Raw genomic sequence first — 17,390 nt, 5'->3', positions numbered from 1 at the left:
CTAGGGGTTAGAGCGCGCTCCAACGCAAGCCTTTGGTTCTACAGCCGAGCTACGCGCCGGCCCAAACCGGTCGCTCGCCGCGAAGGAAACCGTCGACACCGGCTTTGAAGTCGTCACTGCTGTAGATCATGCGCATCAGATCATCGTTGTCGGTGATCGATCGGGTCCTGATGCGGCGCAGGGACTCTCGAATCGTCCACACGGTCATCGGGGCAGCCGCAAGGAGTTCCCGCGATACCTGGGCAGTCAGGCTCGCGAACTCTGTCTCTGTTGCACAGTCGCTGAGGAAGCCGTTCCGCAGAGCCTCGTCGCTCGACATGACCCCCGCCCGAGCGACCAACGACATCAGACGCGAACTGCCGATCCTGTCCGCCAGCAACGCCACGGAATGGACCGACAACGAGTTTCCGAGCGTGCGCGCGATCGGGAGGCAGAAGCGGGACCCGTGCGTCGCGATCCGCACATCGCACGCTGCCGCTAACAACAGCCCGGCTCCCGCGCACACACCGTCGATGACCGCCAGCGTGGGAACCCGCACTTTCTCGAGTTCGGTCAGCACGCCGACGAACCGACTTTCGTAGTCGAGCCCGTCATGAAAACTCGAGAAGGTCTGAAAATGGCGTATGTCGGAACCCGCCGAGAACGCCTCTCCCCCAGCACCTCGGAGAGTGAGTAACCGGATCTCGCGGTCGAAGTCGGCGCTTCGGCAGGCTCCGGCAATGGCGTCGTACATCTGAGGAGTCAATGCGTTGTGTTTTTCCGGCCGGTTGAACACGACGTCAAGCGTGTCGCCATGACGAATGATCGAGATGTCTTCGTGCGTTTCAGTCATGACACTGACGCTATTACCGGCAAGGAACAAACGAAACACATTGCACTCGAGTATCTTTGCGAATATTCGGTGCGAAGTTGCAGATAGTGCGAACGGAGAAGCGTCGACGAGGCCAGGAGACGGTGATGCCAGAACCGAACCTCGCCGACGCAGCATTAGTGGGGTGTCATGCCACGATTGTTGAAAGCGTTATGCCACAACGGTCCGCTGCGGCACACCGGAGTACTGACTCAGCGGCCTGATCAGTGCATTCGACTGCCCCTGCTCGATGATGTGCGCCGTCCATCCGGTGATGCGGCTCATCACGAAGATCGGCGTGAACATCTCGACGTCGAAGCCCATAAGGAAATACGCAGGGCCCGTGGGGAAATCGAGATTCGGCTTGATTCCGGTGGCACTGACCATCGTCTTCTCGAGGATCTCGTACATCTGCACCCACTTCTCGCCGTCCGTCGCTGCCGCTACGTCGAGGAGCGCCTGCTTCATGGTCGGAACACGCGAATCACCGTTCTTGTAGACGCGGTGCCCGAAGCCCATGACCTTCTCTTTGGCAGCCAATTTCTCCGACATCCAGGCTTCTGCGCGGTCGGGGTCGTCGATCTCGAGCATGTCGTGCATGACAGCTTCGTTTGCGCCGCCGTGCAACGGGCCCTTGAGCGTGCCGATCGCAGCCGTCACTGCGCTGTAGATGTCCGAAAGTGTGGACGTCACAACACGAGCGGCAAACGTCGAGGCGTTGAAGGAGTGCTCCGCATACAGGATCAGCGAGACCTCGAAGGCCTTTACGATCGCCGGCTCCGGAACAGCACCGAAGCACATGTTCAAGAAGTTTTCGGCGAAACCCAGGTCCGACTGCGGCGCGATGGGATCCTGGCCGCGCCGGCGGCGGAAATCGGCTGCGACGATGGTCGGAAGCACAGCCGTCATCCGCAGTGCCTTGGCCAGATTGGCCTTCTCCGAGTTGTCGTCCTCCGCCGGATCCTCGGCGCCGAGGTAGCTGATCGCCGTACGGACCACATCCATGGGGTGGCAGTTGTCCGGCATCTTGGTCAGGAGCGAGAGCAGTGAGCGATCGGCACGGCGAGCCGCACGCTCACGCAGACAGAGCAATTCGAGCTGCTCGGGTGTCGGCAGTTCGCCGTACCACAGCAGGTGCGCAACTTCTTCGAAGCTACAATTCGCGGCGAGGTCCTGCACTGCGTAACCGCGATACGTCAACGAATTCGTCTCGGGCACTACCTTGGAGATAGCCGTCGTGTCGACGACAACTCCGGCCAAGCCCTTGTAGATCGTCGGAATCTGTTCGGTCATGTCCTACTCCCCTCCAAGCTGAAATTGAAAATGCCACTGTCGAATTCGTTGTAACGCTCGTACTCGAGAATCTCGTACAACCTGCTGCGGTGCTGCATCTCACCGAGCAGCCCTTCTTGCGTGCCCTCCGCAAAAATCTCGCGCAGGCCCTTTTCGATGGCGAACATCGCCAACCGAAGAGTGGTCACGGGGTAGATGACGGCGTTGAAACCGATCTCTTCCAACGTCTTCGCCGAAATGAGATTCGACTTCCCGAACTCGGTCATGTTGGCGAGCAACGGAGTGTCGACTGCTGCGCGGAACTTCTCGAAGTCTCCTTCGGTGGCAAGAGCTTCGGTGAAGATCAGATCGGCACCGGCATCTGCGTAGGCCTTTGCTCGCTCGATCGCTGCGTCGATACCGTCGATTCCGGCAGCATCGGTGCGCGCGCAGATGACGAAGTTCGGGTCGCGACGTGCCGAGACTGCAGCACGAACTCGGCGAACCATGTCTTCGGTGGGCACGATCGCTTTGCCGTCGAGGTGCCCACAGCGCTTGGGGTTGATCTGATCCTCGAGGTGCAGGCCGGCTATACCGTCGTCCTCGAAGATCGTGACCGTGCGGGCAGCGCTCATGGGTTCACCGAAACCGGTGTCGGCGTCGATGAGCGTCGGGAGGTCGGTGACCCGCGCGATCTGCTTGCTGTGGGCGGCGACCTCGGTCAACGTGGTCAGCCCGATGTCGGGAAGCGCCAATCCGGCCGAATACGCACCACCCGAAACGTAAACGCCTTCGAACCCGATTTCCTGAATGAGCTTGGCTGTCAACGGATTGATCGCACCGGGGAGTCGTTGAATCTTTCCGGACGTCAGCCCGGCACGGAAAGCGATGCGTTTGTCGGCCGCGGACGTCGATGCTGCGATGAGGCCCGACATCAGAAAAGTCCCTTGGCGACCTTGGGTGCCCGAGCGAGAACGTCTTCGGAAACGGTGAAGGTCAGCTGATCCAGTTCGCCTGCCTTCAATTCGGCGGTGCGCTGAGCCGCGTCGAGGAAGCGATCCTGTTCGCTCGGCTCGATGACGCCCTCGGCGAGGGTGCGGAACTTCGCGACGTACTGATCGCGAGCGAACGGACGTGCGCCGAGCGGGTGCGCATCGGCCACCGCAAGCTCGTCGACGATGACCTCGCCGCTCTTCAAGGTGATCTCGGCGCGAGCACCGAAAGCCTTCTCGTCCGGATCCGTCGAGTGGTAACGGCGTGTCCATTCGGGATCTTCGCGCGTGGAGATCTTGTTCCACAGCTCGATCGTGTCGGGGCGCTGTGCACGCTCGGGCGCGTAGGAATGCTCGTGGTGCCACGTACCGTCCTGCAGCGCAACGGCAAAGATGTACATCACCGAGTGATCGAGAGTTTCGCGTGATGCGGTGGGGTCGAACTTCTGCGGATCGCCGGAACCGGTGCCGATGACGACGTGGGTGTGGTGACTGGTATGCAAGACGATCGAGGCGATCTGGTCGAGATCGCCGACGCGAGAACGCATCCGGCGAGCGAGGTCGATCGGCGCCTGGCTCTGGTACTCCGCGGAGTGTTCCTTCGTGTACGAGTCGAGGATGGCGCGCTTCGCCTCACCAGAACCCGGAAGCGGAACGTGGTACTCCTTGTCCGGGCCACCGAGCAGCCAGGCGATCACGCCGTCTTCGCCTTCCCAGATCGGTGAAGGTGCACCTTCACCGCGCATCGCACGGTCGACTGCCTCGACGGCAACCTTGCCGGCCAGCGCAGGCGCGTAGGCCTTCCAGCTGGAGATCTCGCCCTTGCGGGACTGCCGTGTAGCCGTCGTGAGGTGCAGCGCCTGGCCGATTGCCTGGTAGACCGTCTCGGTGCCCAGGCCCAGCAAAGTTCCGATACCAGCCGCAGCCGAGGGGCCGAGGTGTGCGACGTGGTCGATCTTGTGCTCGTGCAGACAGATAGCCCGAACCAGGTCGATCTGGATCTCGTAGCCGGTTGCGAGACCACGAATCAGGTCCTTACCGTCACGGCCGGTGTGCTGAGCGACGGCAAGGATCGGCGGGATGTTGTCACCGGGGTGCGAGTACTCGGCGGCCAGGAACGTGTCGTGGAAGTCGAGTTCACGAACCGCGACGCCGTTCGCCCAGGCGGCCCACTCGGGCGAGAAAGCACCCGAGATACCGAAGACGGTGGACCCGGGCGTGTACGGATGTGACTGCGCCTGTGCACGCGCATTCACCACGGGTCGACGGGCCAGGGAAGCTGCGGCAACTGCCGCGTTGTCGATGATCCGGTTGACGATCATGTCGGACGTGGCGTCGGTGACCTCGACGGAATCCGTCGCAACTTCCGCGATCTTCCACGCGAGGTGGTCTTCCTTGGGGAACTCTTCGGCAGAGCGGTGGGTGCGTACGAGATGCGTCTTCATCGATCCTCTTCTCACGTGCTTCGGTATCTATTTGCACGCTACGCAGCTCATTCACCTCGGGATAGGCCCTCGCAACTGCCTATTTGTGCAATAACGATCCTGCAATGTTGCGAATGTTGCGAACGGCTCCTCGGTAGGGTGAACGCGATCGGCACCGAGGAGATTCGATGAAGAAGATGTACGCGGGAGCGCGGCTGCGACGGCTGCGGGAAGAACGAAACCTGTCACAGTCCGCACTGGCGAAGGCACTCGAACTCTCCCCCAGCTATGTCAATCAACTAGAGAACGATCAACGACCGCTGACGGTCCCCGTCCTTCTCAAGCTCAACGCCGAGTTCGATCTCGACGTGCAATTCTTCGCCTCCGATTCCGACGCACGCCTCGTGGCTGACGTTCATCACGCCTTGGCCGAAACCTCGGAATCCGGGGACGTATCGCTGGCAGAGGTAGACGAATTGGTGGCCCGAATGCCCGCGGTCGGACGCACCCTCGTGATGTTGCACCGTCGTTTGCACGCCGCAACCGAGCAGTTGGACCAGTTCTCGACGCAATTGTCCGGCGAGGCCGCATCTGATGTGTCGCTCGTACCCATGCCCTACGAGGAGGTTCGGGACTTCTTCTACGACCGAAAGAATCACATCGCCGTTCTGGACGACGCTGCCGAGCAGATGTTCGTGGACAACGGATTGTCCGTTGGCGCAGTGGATTTGCAACTGGCACGACTACTTCGCGATCAGCACGGCGTCACCGTGACGATCCGTACCGACGAACCAGACAAGCTCGGCCCCAAGCGTTTCTACGATCCGGACAAGTCGGTACTCACCCTCGCCCGTCGTCTGTCGGCAGGGCAACGCGCGTTCCAGATCGCGATGCAGTTGGCCTTCTTCACGCAGGCCGACGTGATCGATTCCCTTGTCGCCGAGGACGAATCGTTGAGTGCCGAGTCCGCGGCACTGGCTCGAATCGGACTCGCGCACTACTTCGCCGGCGCACTGCTACTCCCGTACACCCAATTCCTGGAATCGGCCGAGGCTCTGCGGTACGACATCGATCTGCTCAGCCTCAAATTCGAGGTCGGCTTCGAAACAGTTTGTCACCGGCTGTCCACTCTCCAGCGTCATGGCCAACGCGGCATCCCCTTCTTCTTCGTCCGAACCGATCGCGCCGGAAACATCTCGAAGCGTCAGTCTGCTACCGCTTTTCACTTCTCCAGAGTCGGCGGCAGTTGCCCGCTGTGGGTCATCCACGAGGCATTCGCGAGCCCTGGACGCATCCTCACCCAGGTCGCGAAGATGCCCGACGGCCGGACATACCTCTGGGTGGCGCGCACTACCCACAGCGGCGGGCTCGGGTACCTCGCCCCCGAGCGGAACTTCGCCGTCGGACTCGGTTGCGACATCGGCTACGCCGATCGCATGGTCTACTCCCACGGAATCCAGACGGACGACCCCGCGACCATCGTGCCGATCGGCGCGGGGTGCAAAGTCTGTGACAGACCAGCGTGCTCTCAACGCGCCTTCCCCCAACTCGGCCGCTCGATCTCCGTCAGTCAGAACAGCAGCAGCCATCTGCCGTATCCGCAACAATAAGGCGCAAACAATAGGGCGCACCGACTCCACCTGCGCTTCCCCGGAGCTACGGCGCCTTTCTGCTTCGATGGATGTCATGCAACCCGATACCGTGGCCCCTCGTCGACTGGTTCTTCGCCGCCTTTCGGCCGTAGTTGGTGTGGCCGGAATCGTGACGGGTTTGGTTGCCTTGATCGCAACTCAGCTGGACGTCGATCACAACATCGTGATCGTTCTGGCGTCAGTGGCACCCTTGTTGATGATTGCTCCGCTGATCGGTGCCGTCGTCTCGGGTATCGGGGGTCAGTGGATCGTATGTGCCGCATCCCTTGTCGTCCTTGCACTGTTCGGATGGTCTGTGAGCCCGCTGTACATCGGCGGAACTGGGGAGTCGACGTCTGCGAACGGTCCATCGATTCGGTTGATGCAGGCCAACTTGATGGTCGGTGCAGCGGATCCGGAGTCGCTTGTGGCGATGGTCCGCGAACGCAACGTCGACGTGGTGACGGTCCAGGAGTTGACGTACCAGGAAGCCGAAGCGCTCGAAGCCGCCGGGCTTGAAGAGGTTCTGAGCCACCAGTTCCTGATCCCCTACGCCGACGGCGGTGGCGGTGCCGGAATCTACAGTCGCTTTCCTCTCTCCAATCCACGTAGCTTCGACGGGTTCTCACCCGAAACGCTGTCCGCAGAGCTGAATGTCGGCTTGGCGCAGCCAGCCACATTGTTCGCCGTGCATCCGGCACCGGCATACATCTCGCCGGCTTCGGCGTGGGCGGCCGAGCAGCAGAAGCTTGGGTCTTACATGGACGAAGTCGCCGGGATGGACAATGTGATAGTCAGCGGCGATTTCAATGCGTCGTACTCGAACAAACAGTTCCGGAATCTCCTCAGCAACGGATACACCAGCGCCGCCGATCAATTGGGTTCCGGCCTGATCCCGACGTACCCGACCGACAAGTGGTATCCGGCGGTGGTCGGTATCGACCACATCATCACCAAAGGCGCCGTGGCGACATCCTTGGAACGGATCGAGATCGAGGGATCCGATCACCACGGCCTGATTGCCGACATCACGTTGTCTTGACTAAATCCTGGATCGAGCAAGCACCGCGGCATTGTTGTGCCCCGGTGCTCGCGTCTTCAGTTGTCGCGATTCACGCCGCGGTGGGCGGGCTGTTCCCGCCGATCGGCTGCTGATACGGGTCAACCGACATCGGTGGATAGAACACCGACTTCCGATCCGGACCGATCTCCACCCGCCACTCCGTGTGGTGCATCGTCCGGTGGTGATGACCGCACAACAAGATCAGATTGTCGAGATCTGTTGGGCCACCATCGTTCCAGTGAACAATATGATGGGCATCGCACCACCCCGACGGCGTCCCACACCCCGGAAACGCGCACCCACCATCACGAACCGCAAGAGCCCGCCGCTGCGGAACCGTCGCTGTTCTCGCTTCCTTACCGCAGTCGAGCGGAACACCATTTTCATCCAACAAGATCCGCGTCACGGTGCAGTCGCACGCCAACATCCGAGCAGTATCGATACTGATCGGGCCCACCCAATCGGTCCACGCGAATCCCAGCTCCTCGGTGGACGGCAAGAGGTCTTTCAAAGCTTGCAGATCCGTCATGTCTTTCGCGGACGCGGTGACCGTGATGTGTGGTTTCACGCCGCCTTCGATCGGACCCAACCCCGCCCGCTCGTACCGACGCAACAACTCGCAAAACCCGTCCGCCCGCCGTAGCGCCGGAGTACGCGTGTCCTTCACGCCATCCTTCTCCGGCGTCGGAGCAGACAAACTCGACAACAACGTGATCAGACGCGCCCCGTTCACAGCATCCAGATCACCCTTCACAGTGACCCGCCCGTACAAGCCTTTCGAGGCGTAGAACTCGTTGCGCTCCGAATCCTCGCCGACCGGAACACCGTCCTCGCGTTTTCCGTACTGCTTCTCGATTCGGCGGATCGCCGCCCGCACCGCATCACAATCCGCAATGTTCTTCGACGCCAGATCAAGCAGAATCCCGCGAGCCTTGTCCACATCGGCACGATGAAACGCGTCGCCCACCATGGGTTCGAGCATCAACAACCGCGCCAACCCGACCAGCAGACTGCACTCACCGATCTCCAAATTCGTCGAACCATGCAACCACTGCGCGATCGACCGAAAACCCTTCCCCCCGAGAACCTCACGGGCAAACATCTCCACGATCAGCAACACCATCCGCGATTGCAACTCGTGCCGGACACGCACCAGATCGAGAACCTCACCCTTGAGGTCCTCACCATCCAGTTGCCATGCTTCCCGACTGTCCATGCCGAAAGATTAATCGAACATACTTTCGATAACCAGAGGCAAAACGGACAACTTCAGGAGCGCCCAGAAGTCGAGACTCGTTGAAATACAGCCTTATTCGACTGCCACAAACCGCTACGTCGGCGTGACTATCGCAAAGTTCGGGTCAGGCTCGTCAAGGTGCCCCGCAAGTTCTGCGAGCTTCGCCGGGTCGCCGGCCACCGTGATACTGCCATTCGCAATCTCGGCGCCCAGGTCCGCACCACCGAGCAGCACACCGAGTAAGCCGAGACGACTCAAACTGAACGTCGCATCCACAGACCCGGCATCTGCAGACCCACCTTCCACGTCGAAATGGATCAGCACTCCGTTGCTCAGTTCCGTTCGGTGCACGATGTTTTCGTCGGTGATGTTCCAATCGATGACGATGTGGGAATTCGCTGCACTCACTCCGTCCACGCGGAGCGACACAGCGTCGAACACCTGCTTCACCGACAACGCTGCGGTGATGTCAGGAGCTGCAGCAACTGTGGGCGTACCCACCGAACCGTTGCGCAGTTCGTATGCACCGGTGAGGTAGAAGTTTCGCCAGGTGCCGTTCTCTGCGCCGTACCCGAGTTGCTCGAAGGTATCGGCCTGCAGGGTCTTGGCCTCGGCGTTGTCCGGTTCAGCAAAGATGACGTAGTTCACCACCTGCGCGACCCACCGAAAGTCTCCGCTCTCGTACGATTCCCGAGCTTTTCGGAGCACCTCTGCCGATCCGCCCATGAACTCCACGTGACGCTTGGCCGATTCGACGGGTGGATGCTCCCACAGGTGTGCTGGGTTGCCGTCGAACCATCCCATGTAGCGCTGATAGATGGCTTTGACGTTGTGGCTGACGGAACCGTAGTACCCGTGTGTGTGCCACGCCTGCGCCAAGGCGGCTGGCAGTTCGATGGATTCGGCGATCTCGAGACCGGTCCACCCCTGATTGATTCGACGAAGTGTCTGATCGTGAAGGTACCCGTAGAGGTCGCGCTGCAATGACAGGAACTCGGTGAGCCGTTCGGTCCCCCACGTCGGCCAATGGTGGGATGCAAACACGACATCGGATCGTGAGGCGTAGCGATTGATCGATTCGGTCAGGTACGCCGACCACACATGCGGATCTCGCACCAACGCTCCACGAAGTGTGAGCAGATTGTGCAGATTATGAGTTGCGTTCTCCGCCATGCACAGTGCGCGAAAGTCCGGGAAGTAGAAGTTCATCTCGGACGGCGCCTCGGTGCCTGGGGTCATCTGGAACTCGATCCGAACGCCGTCGATCGTCTCCGTATGACCAGTCTTCGAGATCGACACCGTCGGTGAAATGAGCGTCGGTGTACCGGTGGAGGTGGTCTGGCCCAATCCTGCACCGACACCACCTCGAGGCCCTCGAGGCAATGCCGCCCCGTACATGTATGCCGCGCGTCGAGCCATTGCCGTTCCCGCATAGACGTTTTCCTCGACGGCATGCTCCACGAATCCGGTTGGCGCATAGATCACGCATCGCCCGGCAGCGACGTCGTCTTCGGTGGTCACCCCTTTGACCCCACCGAAATGGTCAATATGCGAATGCGTGTAGATCACGGCGACAACCGGTCGATCACCACGATGCTCCCGATACAACGCGAGACCAGCGGCCGCGGTTTCCCGAGAAATCAGTGGATCGATGACGATGATCCCGCTCTCCCCCTCGATCAGGGTCATATTCGACAGATCGAGGCCGCGTATCTGATAGATCGAATCCGTCACCGCAAATAGTCCCTGCTTGGCCACCAACCTCGATTGACGCCACAAGCTCGGATTGACGGTCGGCGGGCACTCTTCATCCAGGAATGAGTACGAGTCGTTGTCCCACAGCACTTTTCCGCCCGGTCCGGTTACCACGCCGGGATCGAGCGCGCCGATGAACCCGCGCTCGACATCGGTGAAATCGGTCTTGTCGGAGAACGGCAGGGTCTCGGTGACTCGGGAGTTCGCCGCTTCGATTGCGGCCGATGCTGCGCGTGGGTCGATCATAGATCAGCCTCTCATGCTCAATTGTCCAGTGTGGTAAACCCGTTCAAGGCTTCAAGAGCCAGCAGGCACTAGCTCAGCAACTGCGACTTTGCCGCGGCGAACTCCGCGTCGGTCAACACGCCGGACTGATGAAGCTGACCCAGCTCCTGCAGCTTGGAGACCAGATCGTCCGCGCCAGAAGGGGGAACGGACTGCACGGGGGCGACCTGCGGCGGCGGCTGTTGCTGCTGGTACTCCTGCTGCTGCTCGCTGGCCTTCCGTTGACTCCGTCGATCCATTGCGTTGGACGTCGCTTTTGCGGTTCCAGCCACTACCGCAGTGCGCGCCACCGTGCCGAGCAACCCCGGCCGCCCTCTGCGTCCACCTCGAAAAACCATGCCGAACTCCTTGGGTAATTGTCGCTACTGAAATGCTGCTTCGACCGCTGCGACGACTACCTCGCGCGGTATCTGAACGTGAAGGACTACATCGCCGCCGCCACCGCGAACCGTCGACGCGAGCTCACGCGCCCACGTCTGCTCGTAGACGATGACTGCGGCGGACGTTCCTGGTTCGAGTGACTCACGGACCACGTCCAGATCCTCGTCACTGATCAATGCCTTGGCTTCGATGGACAGAATCGCCAGTCCGATCTCTGCGAGATCTTCGTCGACGTCGATCTGTGACACCTGTCCGTCGGCGTCCTTGGCGATGTACACGAGGTCGAGCAGGGTGACAAAACCTCGTTCCACCACGTTTTGCAGCGCGGCGACGGCTTCAGGATCCACAGTGGAACCTGGGAATGCCAGCACCACGAGCTCGACCGGTCCGATGTTCATTGCGTCGTTCATCCATCAAGCCTGGTGGCTCGGACGCTTGGGAACCTCACCCGCAGGGGATGAATTACCCAATGCGATCGAGTTATTTGTTGCGACGAATGACTTCGCGAATCGGCCGTACGTGTACGCCTTCTGCCGCGAGGGCTCGCCGGGCTTTGCCTCGGGTGACGAGCACACCGACGATGCCGAGAATCCAGACCGGATATTGCACCATCCAGGCGACGCGGAATCCGTCGAACGTGTACCCGCCCATGTGTCCGAGGATTACGCCCATCACTTGAATCACGATGAGGGAAGCGAGGAATCCACCGATGTTGACCATGCCCTGTGCGGTGCCCATCGCCGAACTCGGATTGGATGTGCGCGCGTAGTCGAAGCCGATCACCGAACCCGGTCCACCCACCGAGATGACGACCACCAGGATCGTCAACAACCAGAGCGGAGACGGCTCGCTTCGTGAAAGCACGATCGTCCACATGAGCGCGCTGGCCACCATGATGGTGAGAACCAACCACGATCGACGCATGGGATAGCGACCGGTGAGAATGCCGAGGATCGGGCCGGCCACGATTGCCGAGATGACCGACAGCGTCAGCAGCGAGCCGACCGTCGTGGAGTCGAGGCCTTGAGCCGATTTCAGATACGGCACACCCCACAGCAGCGCGAACGTCGTGATCGAGAACTGAGTCCCCATATGGCTGAAGAACCCGAGGCGGGTGCCGGGCCGCATCCACACCGTCTTGATTTGTCGCCCGATCTCCTTGGCGCCGGCCGGCACGGCGACCACGTCGGCACCGGGCGGCGCGTCGCGGATGACACTCAACGCCAGTGCAAACGCCAACAGTCCGACAGCGGCAGCGCTGCCGTAGGCAAAAGTCCAGCCCGGTCCGGACAACAGCAACATGAACGGAAGCGCAGACATCACCTGGCCCAGCTGACCGAGGATGCCCGTGAACTGCGAGACCAACGGCACCTGCCGGGGCGGGAACCACTGCGGTACCAACCGCAACACCGAGATGAAGGTGAGTGCATCCCCGGCACCGACGGCAATACGTGCACCGATCGCGACGGGCAGCGATTCGGTGAAGGCGAGAGCCAACTGCGCGGACATCATGATGAACGCACCGACTGCGATCATGATCCGCGAACCGTAGCGGTCGAGGAGAACTCCCGCCGGAATCTGCATACCGGCGTACACGACGATCTGCAGCACGACGAAGCTCGACAGAACGCTGGGCGAGATCGAGAACCGATCAGCAGCAGACAGACCCGAGACACCGAACGAAGTGCGGTGAAGCACGGCGATCACGTAGGCAAAAACACCGACACCCCAGACCAACCACACTTTTTTCATCGGGTCTGTATGTTACTCCTGTCTTTCGCAAGGCTCAGGACATGATTATTCGCGGCCCTGAGAGACCCAATTCAAATCAGCCGAACGGAAGCCTTCGGTGATCGCGGCGAGGGAGTCGAGGCGAGCGATCTGGTCTTCGCTCAGAACGATGTCCAACGCTCCGGCGTTTTCCGTGACTCGTGCAGCGAACCGCGTGCCGGGAATCGAAACGGAAGGCAACCCGTACTGACGGCCCTTGGCATCGAGCCATGCCAGGGAAACCTGTGCAGGCGTCGCGCCGAGCTCCTCACCGACGGCGCGGACCACGTCGAGAACCTTCTGATTAGCAGGGAGCGCGGAGTCCGAGAAGCGTGGGAAGCGTCGGCGTAGGTCGTTGTCACCGAGCGTCTCCGCATCGAACGATCCCGCCAGGAAGCCTCGGCCCACAGGTGAGAAGGGCACGAATCCGACTCCGAGTTCCGCGGCGGTGGGTACTACATGGTTCTCGACGTCCCGACTCCAGATGCTCCATTCGGACTGGATCGCCGCGATCGGATGCACCCCGTACGCACGACGCAGTTCATCGCCGGTCGCCTCGGACAGGCCGATGTTGCGGACCTTGCCCGCCTTCACCTGCTCTGCGATCGCGCCGACGGTGTCTTCGATCGGAACGTTCGGGTCGACCCGGTGCAAGTAGTAGAGGTCGACATGATCGACGCCGAGTCGTCCCAGAGACTCGTCGAGTGCCTGCGGTACGTAGGCCGGGTCTCCGTTGATCCCGCGCTGACCGTTGGCGATGTTGCCGACCAGACCGAACTTCGTCGCCAACTGCACTTCGTCCCGGCGGTCTTTGAGAAGCTCTCCCACCGCACGCTCGCTCGAGCCCTCGCCGTACACGTTGGCGGTGTCGATGAACGTGATCCCGATGTCCACCGCATGGTGCAATGTGGCAAGCGCCTCGGCCGGATCCACCGGGCCGTAGACAGGGGCGACGGACATCGCGCCGTATCCCTGGGCGCTGACAGTGAGACCTTCGGCCAGAGTGACGGTGGGGACGGTCATGAAAACTCCTCGATTCGACTAAGCGACAACCTCGACAGTCTTCACCGAATCGAAGCCTCACGCACCGATTAACGTCACGCTGATCGGGTTACCCTCGAGTGATGGCATTCGATTGGCTCGAACTCGTGCTCACCGCCCATCGCGAATTCGGTTCACGACTCGCCGCAGTCGAGGACTGGAACGCACCCACGCCCGACTCCGACTGGCACGTCGAACACCTCGTCCGCCACGTCATCGAGGAGCAGCAGTGGGTACCGCCGCTCCTGGCCGGACTGACGGTCGGCGAGGCGACACCGGACATCGTTCCCGTCGGGGACGACCTGTGGACCGAATGGCAGAAGTACTCCGATGCCGCCATCAAAGCGTGGAAATCGACGGACCTCAGTGCCCACGTTCACCTCTCGTACGGCACAGTGAAGGTGGAACCCTATCTGCGCCAGCAGACCTCGGACGTCACGATCCACACCTGGGATCTCGCGCGAGCGGTCGGAGCAGACGAGCGACTCGATCCAGACCTCGTCGAGGCCGTCTGGTCCGACCTCGACGGGCAGCGCGACATGCTCGCCGAGAGCGGCCTGTTCTCCGCTCCCGTCGATCTTCCTGACGATGCGTCGTTGCAGGACAAGCTGATTGCCCTGACCGGCCGCGATCCTCGTTAGACGTTCAGCGTCACGCCCGTCGTGCGGGCGACGCCGTCCCAGCCGCCGGCAGGTGCACCGAGGCCGAGCAGAGCCGCAACCGTCGGCGCGACGTCGATCGTGCGAGCCTGCGTGTCGATCTTCCGTCCACCGTCGAGAGCGGGATGCCCGCCGCTGAGGAAGAACGGGATGGGCAGTGTCACGAAATGGCCGTGGTTGCCGGGAATCGGGTTGGACAGTGGAGTCGGATCACTGAACCGCCAGCCCTGAGCGCAAAACGCAACGACGTCACCGGCATTGGTGCCGAGATCGAATTCGGCGGGGAGGTGGCTGGATTCGACGCCGTCCACACCATCCACGATCTGCTGAATCCGGCTGACGGCTTCCGCCCGTTCGCCATCGGGTCCGACGAAGTAGATCAGGTCTGCGCCACCGTTCTGGGCGATTCGAATCTTGCCTGCCAGCAACGGGTCCGCGTTCAGCGGTCGATCGAGTCCGATGAGCCGCGCGGGCTCCGACCAGTCCATGGAGTGGTCGGCCAACACGATCAGAATGCTCCGATTCCAGCGACCCGTGTCATGAAGGAAGTCGACGAAGCGGCGAACCTGGTTGTCGGTGTTCTGAAGTGCGGCCGTGCGAGCGATCCGGATGGACGGACCGGACAGATCCAGGTGCCCAACCCGATCGACGTCACCGAGGTTGGTGAACGAGAGCCGCGGCGAGTTCCCGCCGACGATACGGATCAAGGCGTCGATCGTGAAGTTGTCCGGCGCGTGCTCCGTGCCGGGAACGAGCGGCTGGGGATCCCACACCAGTGAGGCGCGGTCACCGAACAACCCGTGAAGGTAGCGCTTCGACAGCACACTCGCAGTGGTCAATCCGAGTTCGGCGCGCACCCGATCCAGAACCGTCGATGCCTGCAGGTCGGAAGGCCGATCGAGGTCACGCTTCTTGTCGATGGTCGGATCGTAGACGGAGTTTGCAGGCACTCCCGAACGCGCCGGCAGCACTCCCGTCATCATCGCCGTGTGATTCGGCAGCGTCTCCGCGATCGTGATGGCGCTGGCGTCCGGGTAGTGAATACCGCCGGCCGCAAGCCCGGTCAGCGTCGGGGTGAGCTCCGATCGCAACTCGTCCGGACGCATGCCGTCGACGACGATGACATGCACGTCCAGGTCTGGGATGCCTGCGCTGGTGGGAACGCTCGCGCGAGCGGGCGTTCCGAGCAATGCCGTTCCGGCGACAACACTTCCACCGATCAGAACGCTACGACGCGAAACTTCGATACTCACTGGTCGACTCCTGGTCGGTACGAGGCCTGATCGAGGGCGGCCGAAGTGGGCGAGACTCTACTGCCCGCGCCTGCCGGAAGACGGTAGCTCACGGCGTAGTGCGCATTGCTCTGTGGATTGGTGAGATCGTCGACGTAGTACCAATCCATCTGAGTACCTTCGCGGGCGATTTCGAATACGCCGTAGCCGTGCGAGTCCAGTTCGACGTACCGCACGTGTCGGTTCACTGCCTTGAATGCTTCTTCTGCCGCAACGGTTACCGTTCGCGGCGGCACTTTCAGCATGTCGTCGATGTTGGGCGACGTCACCGACGGGACGACGAACTCAGCGCCGACAGTCGGCCCGCCTGGGTAATTCGCGGCATTGGTCGGTAGGTCGCAAGCCCACGACGTGTGGATGTCACCGGTGATGAAGACGGTGTTGTCCACACCGTTCGAGGTGATCGCATCGAAAAGCCTGGTGCGGTCGGCGGTGTACCCGTCCCACTGATCCGTGTTGTACGGGACACCGGCCTGCGGCACTCCCACCAGTTCGGTCAACGCCGCGGTGGTCGCCGGTTCCAGCGGCGGGAACACGCAGGGCGTGATCATGACCGGATTGCCGACGATCTTCCACTGCGTCGGGGAGGTGACGATTCCGCTGGTCAACCAATCCATCTGTGCGCGTCCGGTAATGGTGCGTGACGGATCGTCGACCTGCTTCATCGTCGGCTGCTCGTCGCGGTAGGTACGCAGGTCGAGCATCGAGATCTCGGCCAGATTCCCGAAGCGGAACCGTCGATACAGCTGAACGCTCGAACCACTACCCGACGGGCGGACAGGCATCCACTCGAAATATGCCTTGGCCGAGTTCGCCTTTCGATCTGCCCAATCGCCTTCGATACCGGGAGTGTGATTTTCGGCGCCGTCCCGGTACGCGTTGTCGGCCGATTCGTGATCGTCCCACGTAGTGATGAACGGGAGTTTCAGGTGCAGAGCTGCCAGATCCGGGTCTGTCTTGTACTGCGCGTGCCGAATTCGGTAGTCGGCCAGCGAAATGATCTCGTGGGCCGGCTCGTGAAGGCGAACGGATCCGTTCCGCGCGCCGTACTCCCCCTGCCCGTACTCGTAGATGTAGTCACCGAGATGAATGATCGCGTCGAGGTCTTCGCGGAATGCGAGGTGGCGATAAGCACCGAAATATCCTGCTTCCCAGTTGGAGCAGGACACGACGCCGAAGCGGAGACGATCGAGATCTGCCGAGTTCGACGGAGCCGTGCGGGTGCGTCCCACCGGAGAAACAGCCGAACCCGCAGTGAATCGGTACCAGTACGTCGTCGACGAATCGAGTCCGGTGACGTCGACCTTCGCGGTGTGATCGGATTCTGCCGAAGCAGCAACACTTCCCGACGCCACAACGCTCGCGAACCCCTCATCGGTCGCGACCTGCCAGTTGAGCGTCACCGCCGCCCCGACGCCCGAACCTGGCGTTGCGTCCGCCGTTGGGGTGATGCGGGTCCAGATGATCACGGCATCCGGCAACGGGTCACCGGATGCCACGCCGTGCGCGAATCCCGGGCTGCCACCCGGAACCTCGGCACCGGCGTGGCTCGCCGAAGCGACACCGAGACCTACTGCGCCGGCGAGAGCCGCCGATCCCTGCAGTAGGCCACGTCTGGATATTCGGTCGAAGGCATTCGTGTGCACGCTAGGAGTGAACCCGCACCTGAACGGCCGTTCAAGAGAGCTTCGGGATGTTCACCCAGGCTTCGCCTGCGATTCTCTGAAAGTTTGACCGA

15 protein-coding genes are annotated in these 17,390 nt (G+C 61.6%); 3 read left to right on the top strand and 12 right to left on the bottom strand.

Annotated features, from left to right (window positions below; all coding sequences use genetic code 11):
* Positions 1-49 precede the first annotated feature (49 nt).
* The 4 genes from ACKAMS_RS05345 to prpD all read right to left on the bottom strand — a co-directional run bounded on the left by ACKAMS_RS05345 (position 50) and on the right by prpD (position 4,559).
* Positions 50-832 (bottom strand): enoyl-CoA hydratase, encoded by a 783-nt coding sequence (locus tag ACKAMS_RS05345; protein WP_153211595.1) that lies wholly within the window; start codon positions 830-832, stop codon positions 50-52.
* A gap of 189 nt (positions 833-1,021) precedes the next feature.
* Positions 1,022-2,143: a bifunctional 2-methylcitrate synthase/citrate synthase gene (locus ACKAMS_RS05340; protein ID WP_020909098.1), complete on the bottom strand. Its 1,122-nt coding sequence runs from the start codon at positions 2,141-2,143 to the stop codon at positions 1,022-1,024.
* Positions 2,140-3,057 carry a methylisocitrate lyase gene (gene prpB, locus ACKAMS_RS05335; RefSeq protein WP_408988707.1) on the bottom strand — a complete coding sequence of 306 codons (918 nt, stop codon included), beginning with the start codon at positions 3,055-3,057 and terminating at the stop codon, positions 2,140-2,142. Before prpB ends, ACKAMS_RS05340 begins: the two co-directional genes overlap by 4 nt.
* Positions 3,057-4,559, bottom strand: a complete 1,503-nt coding sequence (gene prpD / locus ACKAMS_RS05330; protein ID WP_408988706.1) for a 2-methylcitrate dehydratase PrpD — start codon at positions 4,557-4,559, stop codon at positions 3,057-3,059. Before prpD ends, prpB begins: the two co-directional genes overlap by 1 nt.
* Before the next feature lie 167 nt (positions 4,560-4,726).
* Here prpD and ACKAMS_RS05325 point away from each other — a divergent pair, with 167 nt between their 5' ends.
* Together ACKAMS_RS05325 and ACKAMS_RS05320 are read left to right on the top strand one after the other, a co-directional pair.
* Positions 4,727-6,148, top strand: coding sequence for a short-chain fatty acyl-CoA regulator family protein (locus ACKAMS_RS05325; protein WP_019745269.1), 1,422 nt, complete (start codon positions 4,727-4,729; stop codon positions 6,146-6,148).
* A 67-nt stretch (positions 6,149-6,215) separates the two neighbouring features.
* On the top strand, positions 6,216-7,211 hold the full coding sequence (locus ACKAMS_RS05320; RefSeq protein WP_408988705.1) for an endonuclease/exonuclease/phosphatase family protein: 996 nt from the start codon (positions 6,216-6,218) through the stop codon (positions 7,209-7,211).
* Between the two features lie 70 nt (positions 7,212-7,281).
* On the opposite strand, the gene ACKAMS_RS05315 is transcribed toward ACKAMS_RS05320, so the two are convergent.
* The 6 genes from ACKAMS_RS05315 to ACKAMS_RS05290 all read right to left on the bottom strand — a co-directional run bounded on the left by ACKAMS_RS05315 (position 7,282) and on the right by ACKAMS_RS05290 (position 13,683).
* The gene (locus ACKAMS_RS05315) at positions 7,282-8,448 is read right to left on the bottom strand and encodes a DUF222 domain-containing protein (protein WP_408988704.1); all 1,167 of its coding nucleotides are present in this window, start codon (positions 8,446-8,448) and stop codon (positions 7,282-7,284) included.
* A gap of 114 nt (positions 8,449-8,562) precedes the next feature.
* Complete coding sequence (locus tag ACKAMS_RS05310; protein WP_408988703.1) at positions 8,563-10,470, bottom strand: alkyl/aryl-sulfatase; 1,908 nt, start codon at positions 10,468-10,470, stop codon at positions 8,563-8,565.
* A gap of 68 nt (positions 10,471-10,538) precedes the next feature.
* Positions 10,539-10,847: an SHOCT domain-containing protein gene (locus ACKAMS_RS05305; protein ID WP_408988702.1), complete on the bottom strand. Its 309-nt coding sequence runs from the start codon at positions 10,845-10,847 to the stop codon at positions 10,539-10,541.
* 24 nt (positions 10,848-10,871) lie between these two features.
* Positions 10,872-11,300 (bottom strand): DUF6325 family protein, encoded by a 429-nt coding sequence (locus ACKAMS_RS05300; protein WP_408988701.1) that lies wholly within the window; start codon positions 11,298-11,300, stop codon positions 10,872-10,874.
* 70 nt (positions 11,301-11,370) lie between these two features.
* Positions 11,371-12,642 (bottom strand): nitrate/nitrite transporter, encoded by a 1,272-nt coding sequence (locus tag ACKAMS_RS05295; RefSeq protein WP_007732605.1) that lies wholly within the window; start codon positions 12,640-12,642, stop codon positions 11,371-11,373.
* A 45-nt stretch (positions 12,643-12,687) separates the two neighbouring features.
* Positions 12,688-13,683, bottom strand: a complete 996-nt coding sequence (locus tag ACKAMS_RS05290) for an aldo/keto reductase (protein ID WP_408988700.1) — start codon at positions 13,681-13,683, stop codon at positions 12,688-12,690.
* A gap of 101 nt (positions 13,684-13,784) precedes the next feature.
* On the opposite strand from ACKAMS_RS05290, the gene ACKAMS_RS05285 reads away from it, so the two are divergent.
* A complete protein-coding gene (locus ACKAMS_RS05285; protein ID WP_020970773.1) occupies positions 13,785-14,342 on the top strand; it encodes a TIGR03086 family metal-binding protein in 558 nt (185 codons plus the stop codon).
* On the opposite strand, the gene ACKAMS_RS05280 is transcribed toward ACKAMS_RS05285, so the two are convergent.
* Positions 14,339-15,613, bottom strand: coding sequence for an alkaline phosphatase family protein (locus ACKAMS_RS05280; RefSeq protein WP_408988699.1), 1,275 nt, complete (start codon positions 15,611-15,613; stop codon positions 14,339-14,341). The two genes, ACKAMS_RS05285 and ACKAMS_RS05280, sit on opposite strands and share 4 nt — an antisense overlap.
* Complete coding sequence (locus ACKAMS_RS05275; protein WP_080909613.1) at positions 15,610-17,298, bottom strand: alkaline phosphatase; 1,689 nt, start codon at positions 17,296-17,298, stop codon at positions 15,610-15,612. Before ACKAMS_RS05275 ends, ACKAMS_RS05280 begins: the two co-directional genes overlap by 4 nt.
* Between the last annotated feature and the right edge of the window lie 92 nt (positions 17,299-17,390).

Origin of the sequence: Rhodococcus sp. 5A-K4, assembly GCF_046097995.1 — a bacterium.
Lineage (GTDB): Bacteria > Actinomycetota > Actinomycetes > Mycobacteriales > Mycobacteriaceae > Rhodococcus_F > Rhodococcus_F erythropolis.
This window is presented reverse-complemented; position numbering and strand designations above follow the sequence as displayed.

Bases quoted from the DNA above. Each gene is read 5' to 3' on its own strand.
- ACKAMS_RS05295 (WP_007732605.1), bottom strand. From the start codon at position 12,642: ATGAAAAAAGTGTGGTTGGTCTGGGGTGTCGGTGTTTTTGCCTACGTG.
- ACKAMS_RS05290 (WP_408988700.1), bottom strand. From the start codon at position 13,683: ATGACCGTCCCCACCGTCACTCTGGCCGAAGGTCTCACTGTCAGCGCC.
- prpB (WP_408988707.1), bottom strand. From the start codon at position 3,057: ATGTCGGGCCTCATCGCAGCATCGACGTCCGCGGCCGACAAACGCATC.
- ACKAMS_RS05315 (WP_408988704.1), bottom strand. From the start codon at position 8,448: ATGGACAGTCGGGAAGCATGGCAACTGGATGGTGAGGACCTCAAGGGT.
- prpD (WP_408988706.1), bottom strand. From the start codon at position 4,559: ATGAAGACGCATCTCGTACGCACCCACCGCTCTGCCGAAGAGTTCCCC.
- ACKAMS_RS05340 (WP_020909098.1), bottom strand. From the start codon at position 2,143: ATGACCGAACAGATTCCGACGATCTACAAGGGCTTGGCCGGAGTTGTC.
- ACKAMS_RS05305 (WP_408988702.1), bottom strand. From the start codon at position 10,847: ATGGTTTTTCGAGGTGGACGCAGAGGGCGGCCGGGGTTGCTCGGCACG.
- ACKAMS_RS05285 (WP_020970773.1), top strand. From the start codon at position 13,785: ATGGCATTCGATTGGCTCGAACTCGTGCTCACCGCCCATCGCGAATTC.
- ACKAMS_RS05300 (WP_408988701.1), bottom strand. From the start codon at position 11,300: ATGAACGACGCAATGAACATCGGACCGGTCGAGCTCGTGGTGCTGGCA.
- ACKAMS_RS05345 (WP_153211595.1), bottom strand. From the start codon at position 832: ATGACTGAAACGCACGAAGACATCTCGATCATTCGTCATGGCGACACG.
- ACKAMS_RS05310 (WP_408988703.1), bottom strand. From the start codon at position 10,470: ATGATCGACCCACGCGCAGCATCGGCCGCAATCGAAGCGGCGAACTCC.
- ACKAMS_RS05320 (WP_408988705.1), top strand. From the start codon at position 6,216: ATGGATGTCATGCAACCCGATACCGTGGCCCCTCGTCGACTGGTTCTT.
- ACKAMS_RS05325 (WP_019745269.1), top strand. From the start codon at position 4,727: ATGAAGAAGATGTACGCGGGAGCGCGGCTGCGACGGCTGCGGGAAGAA.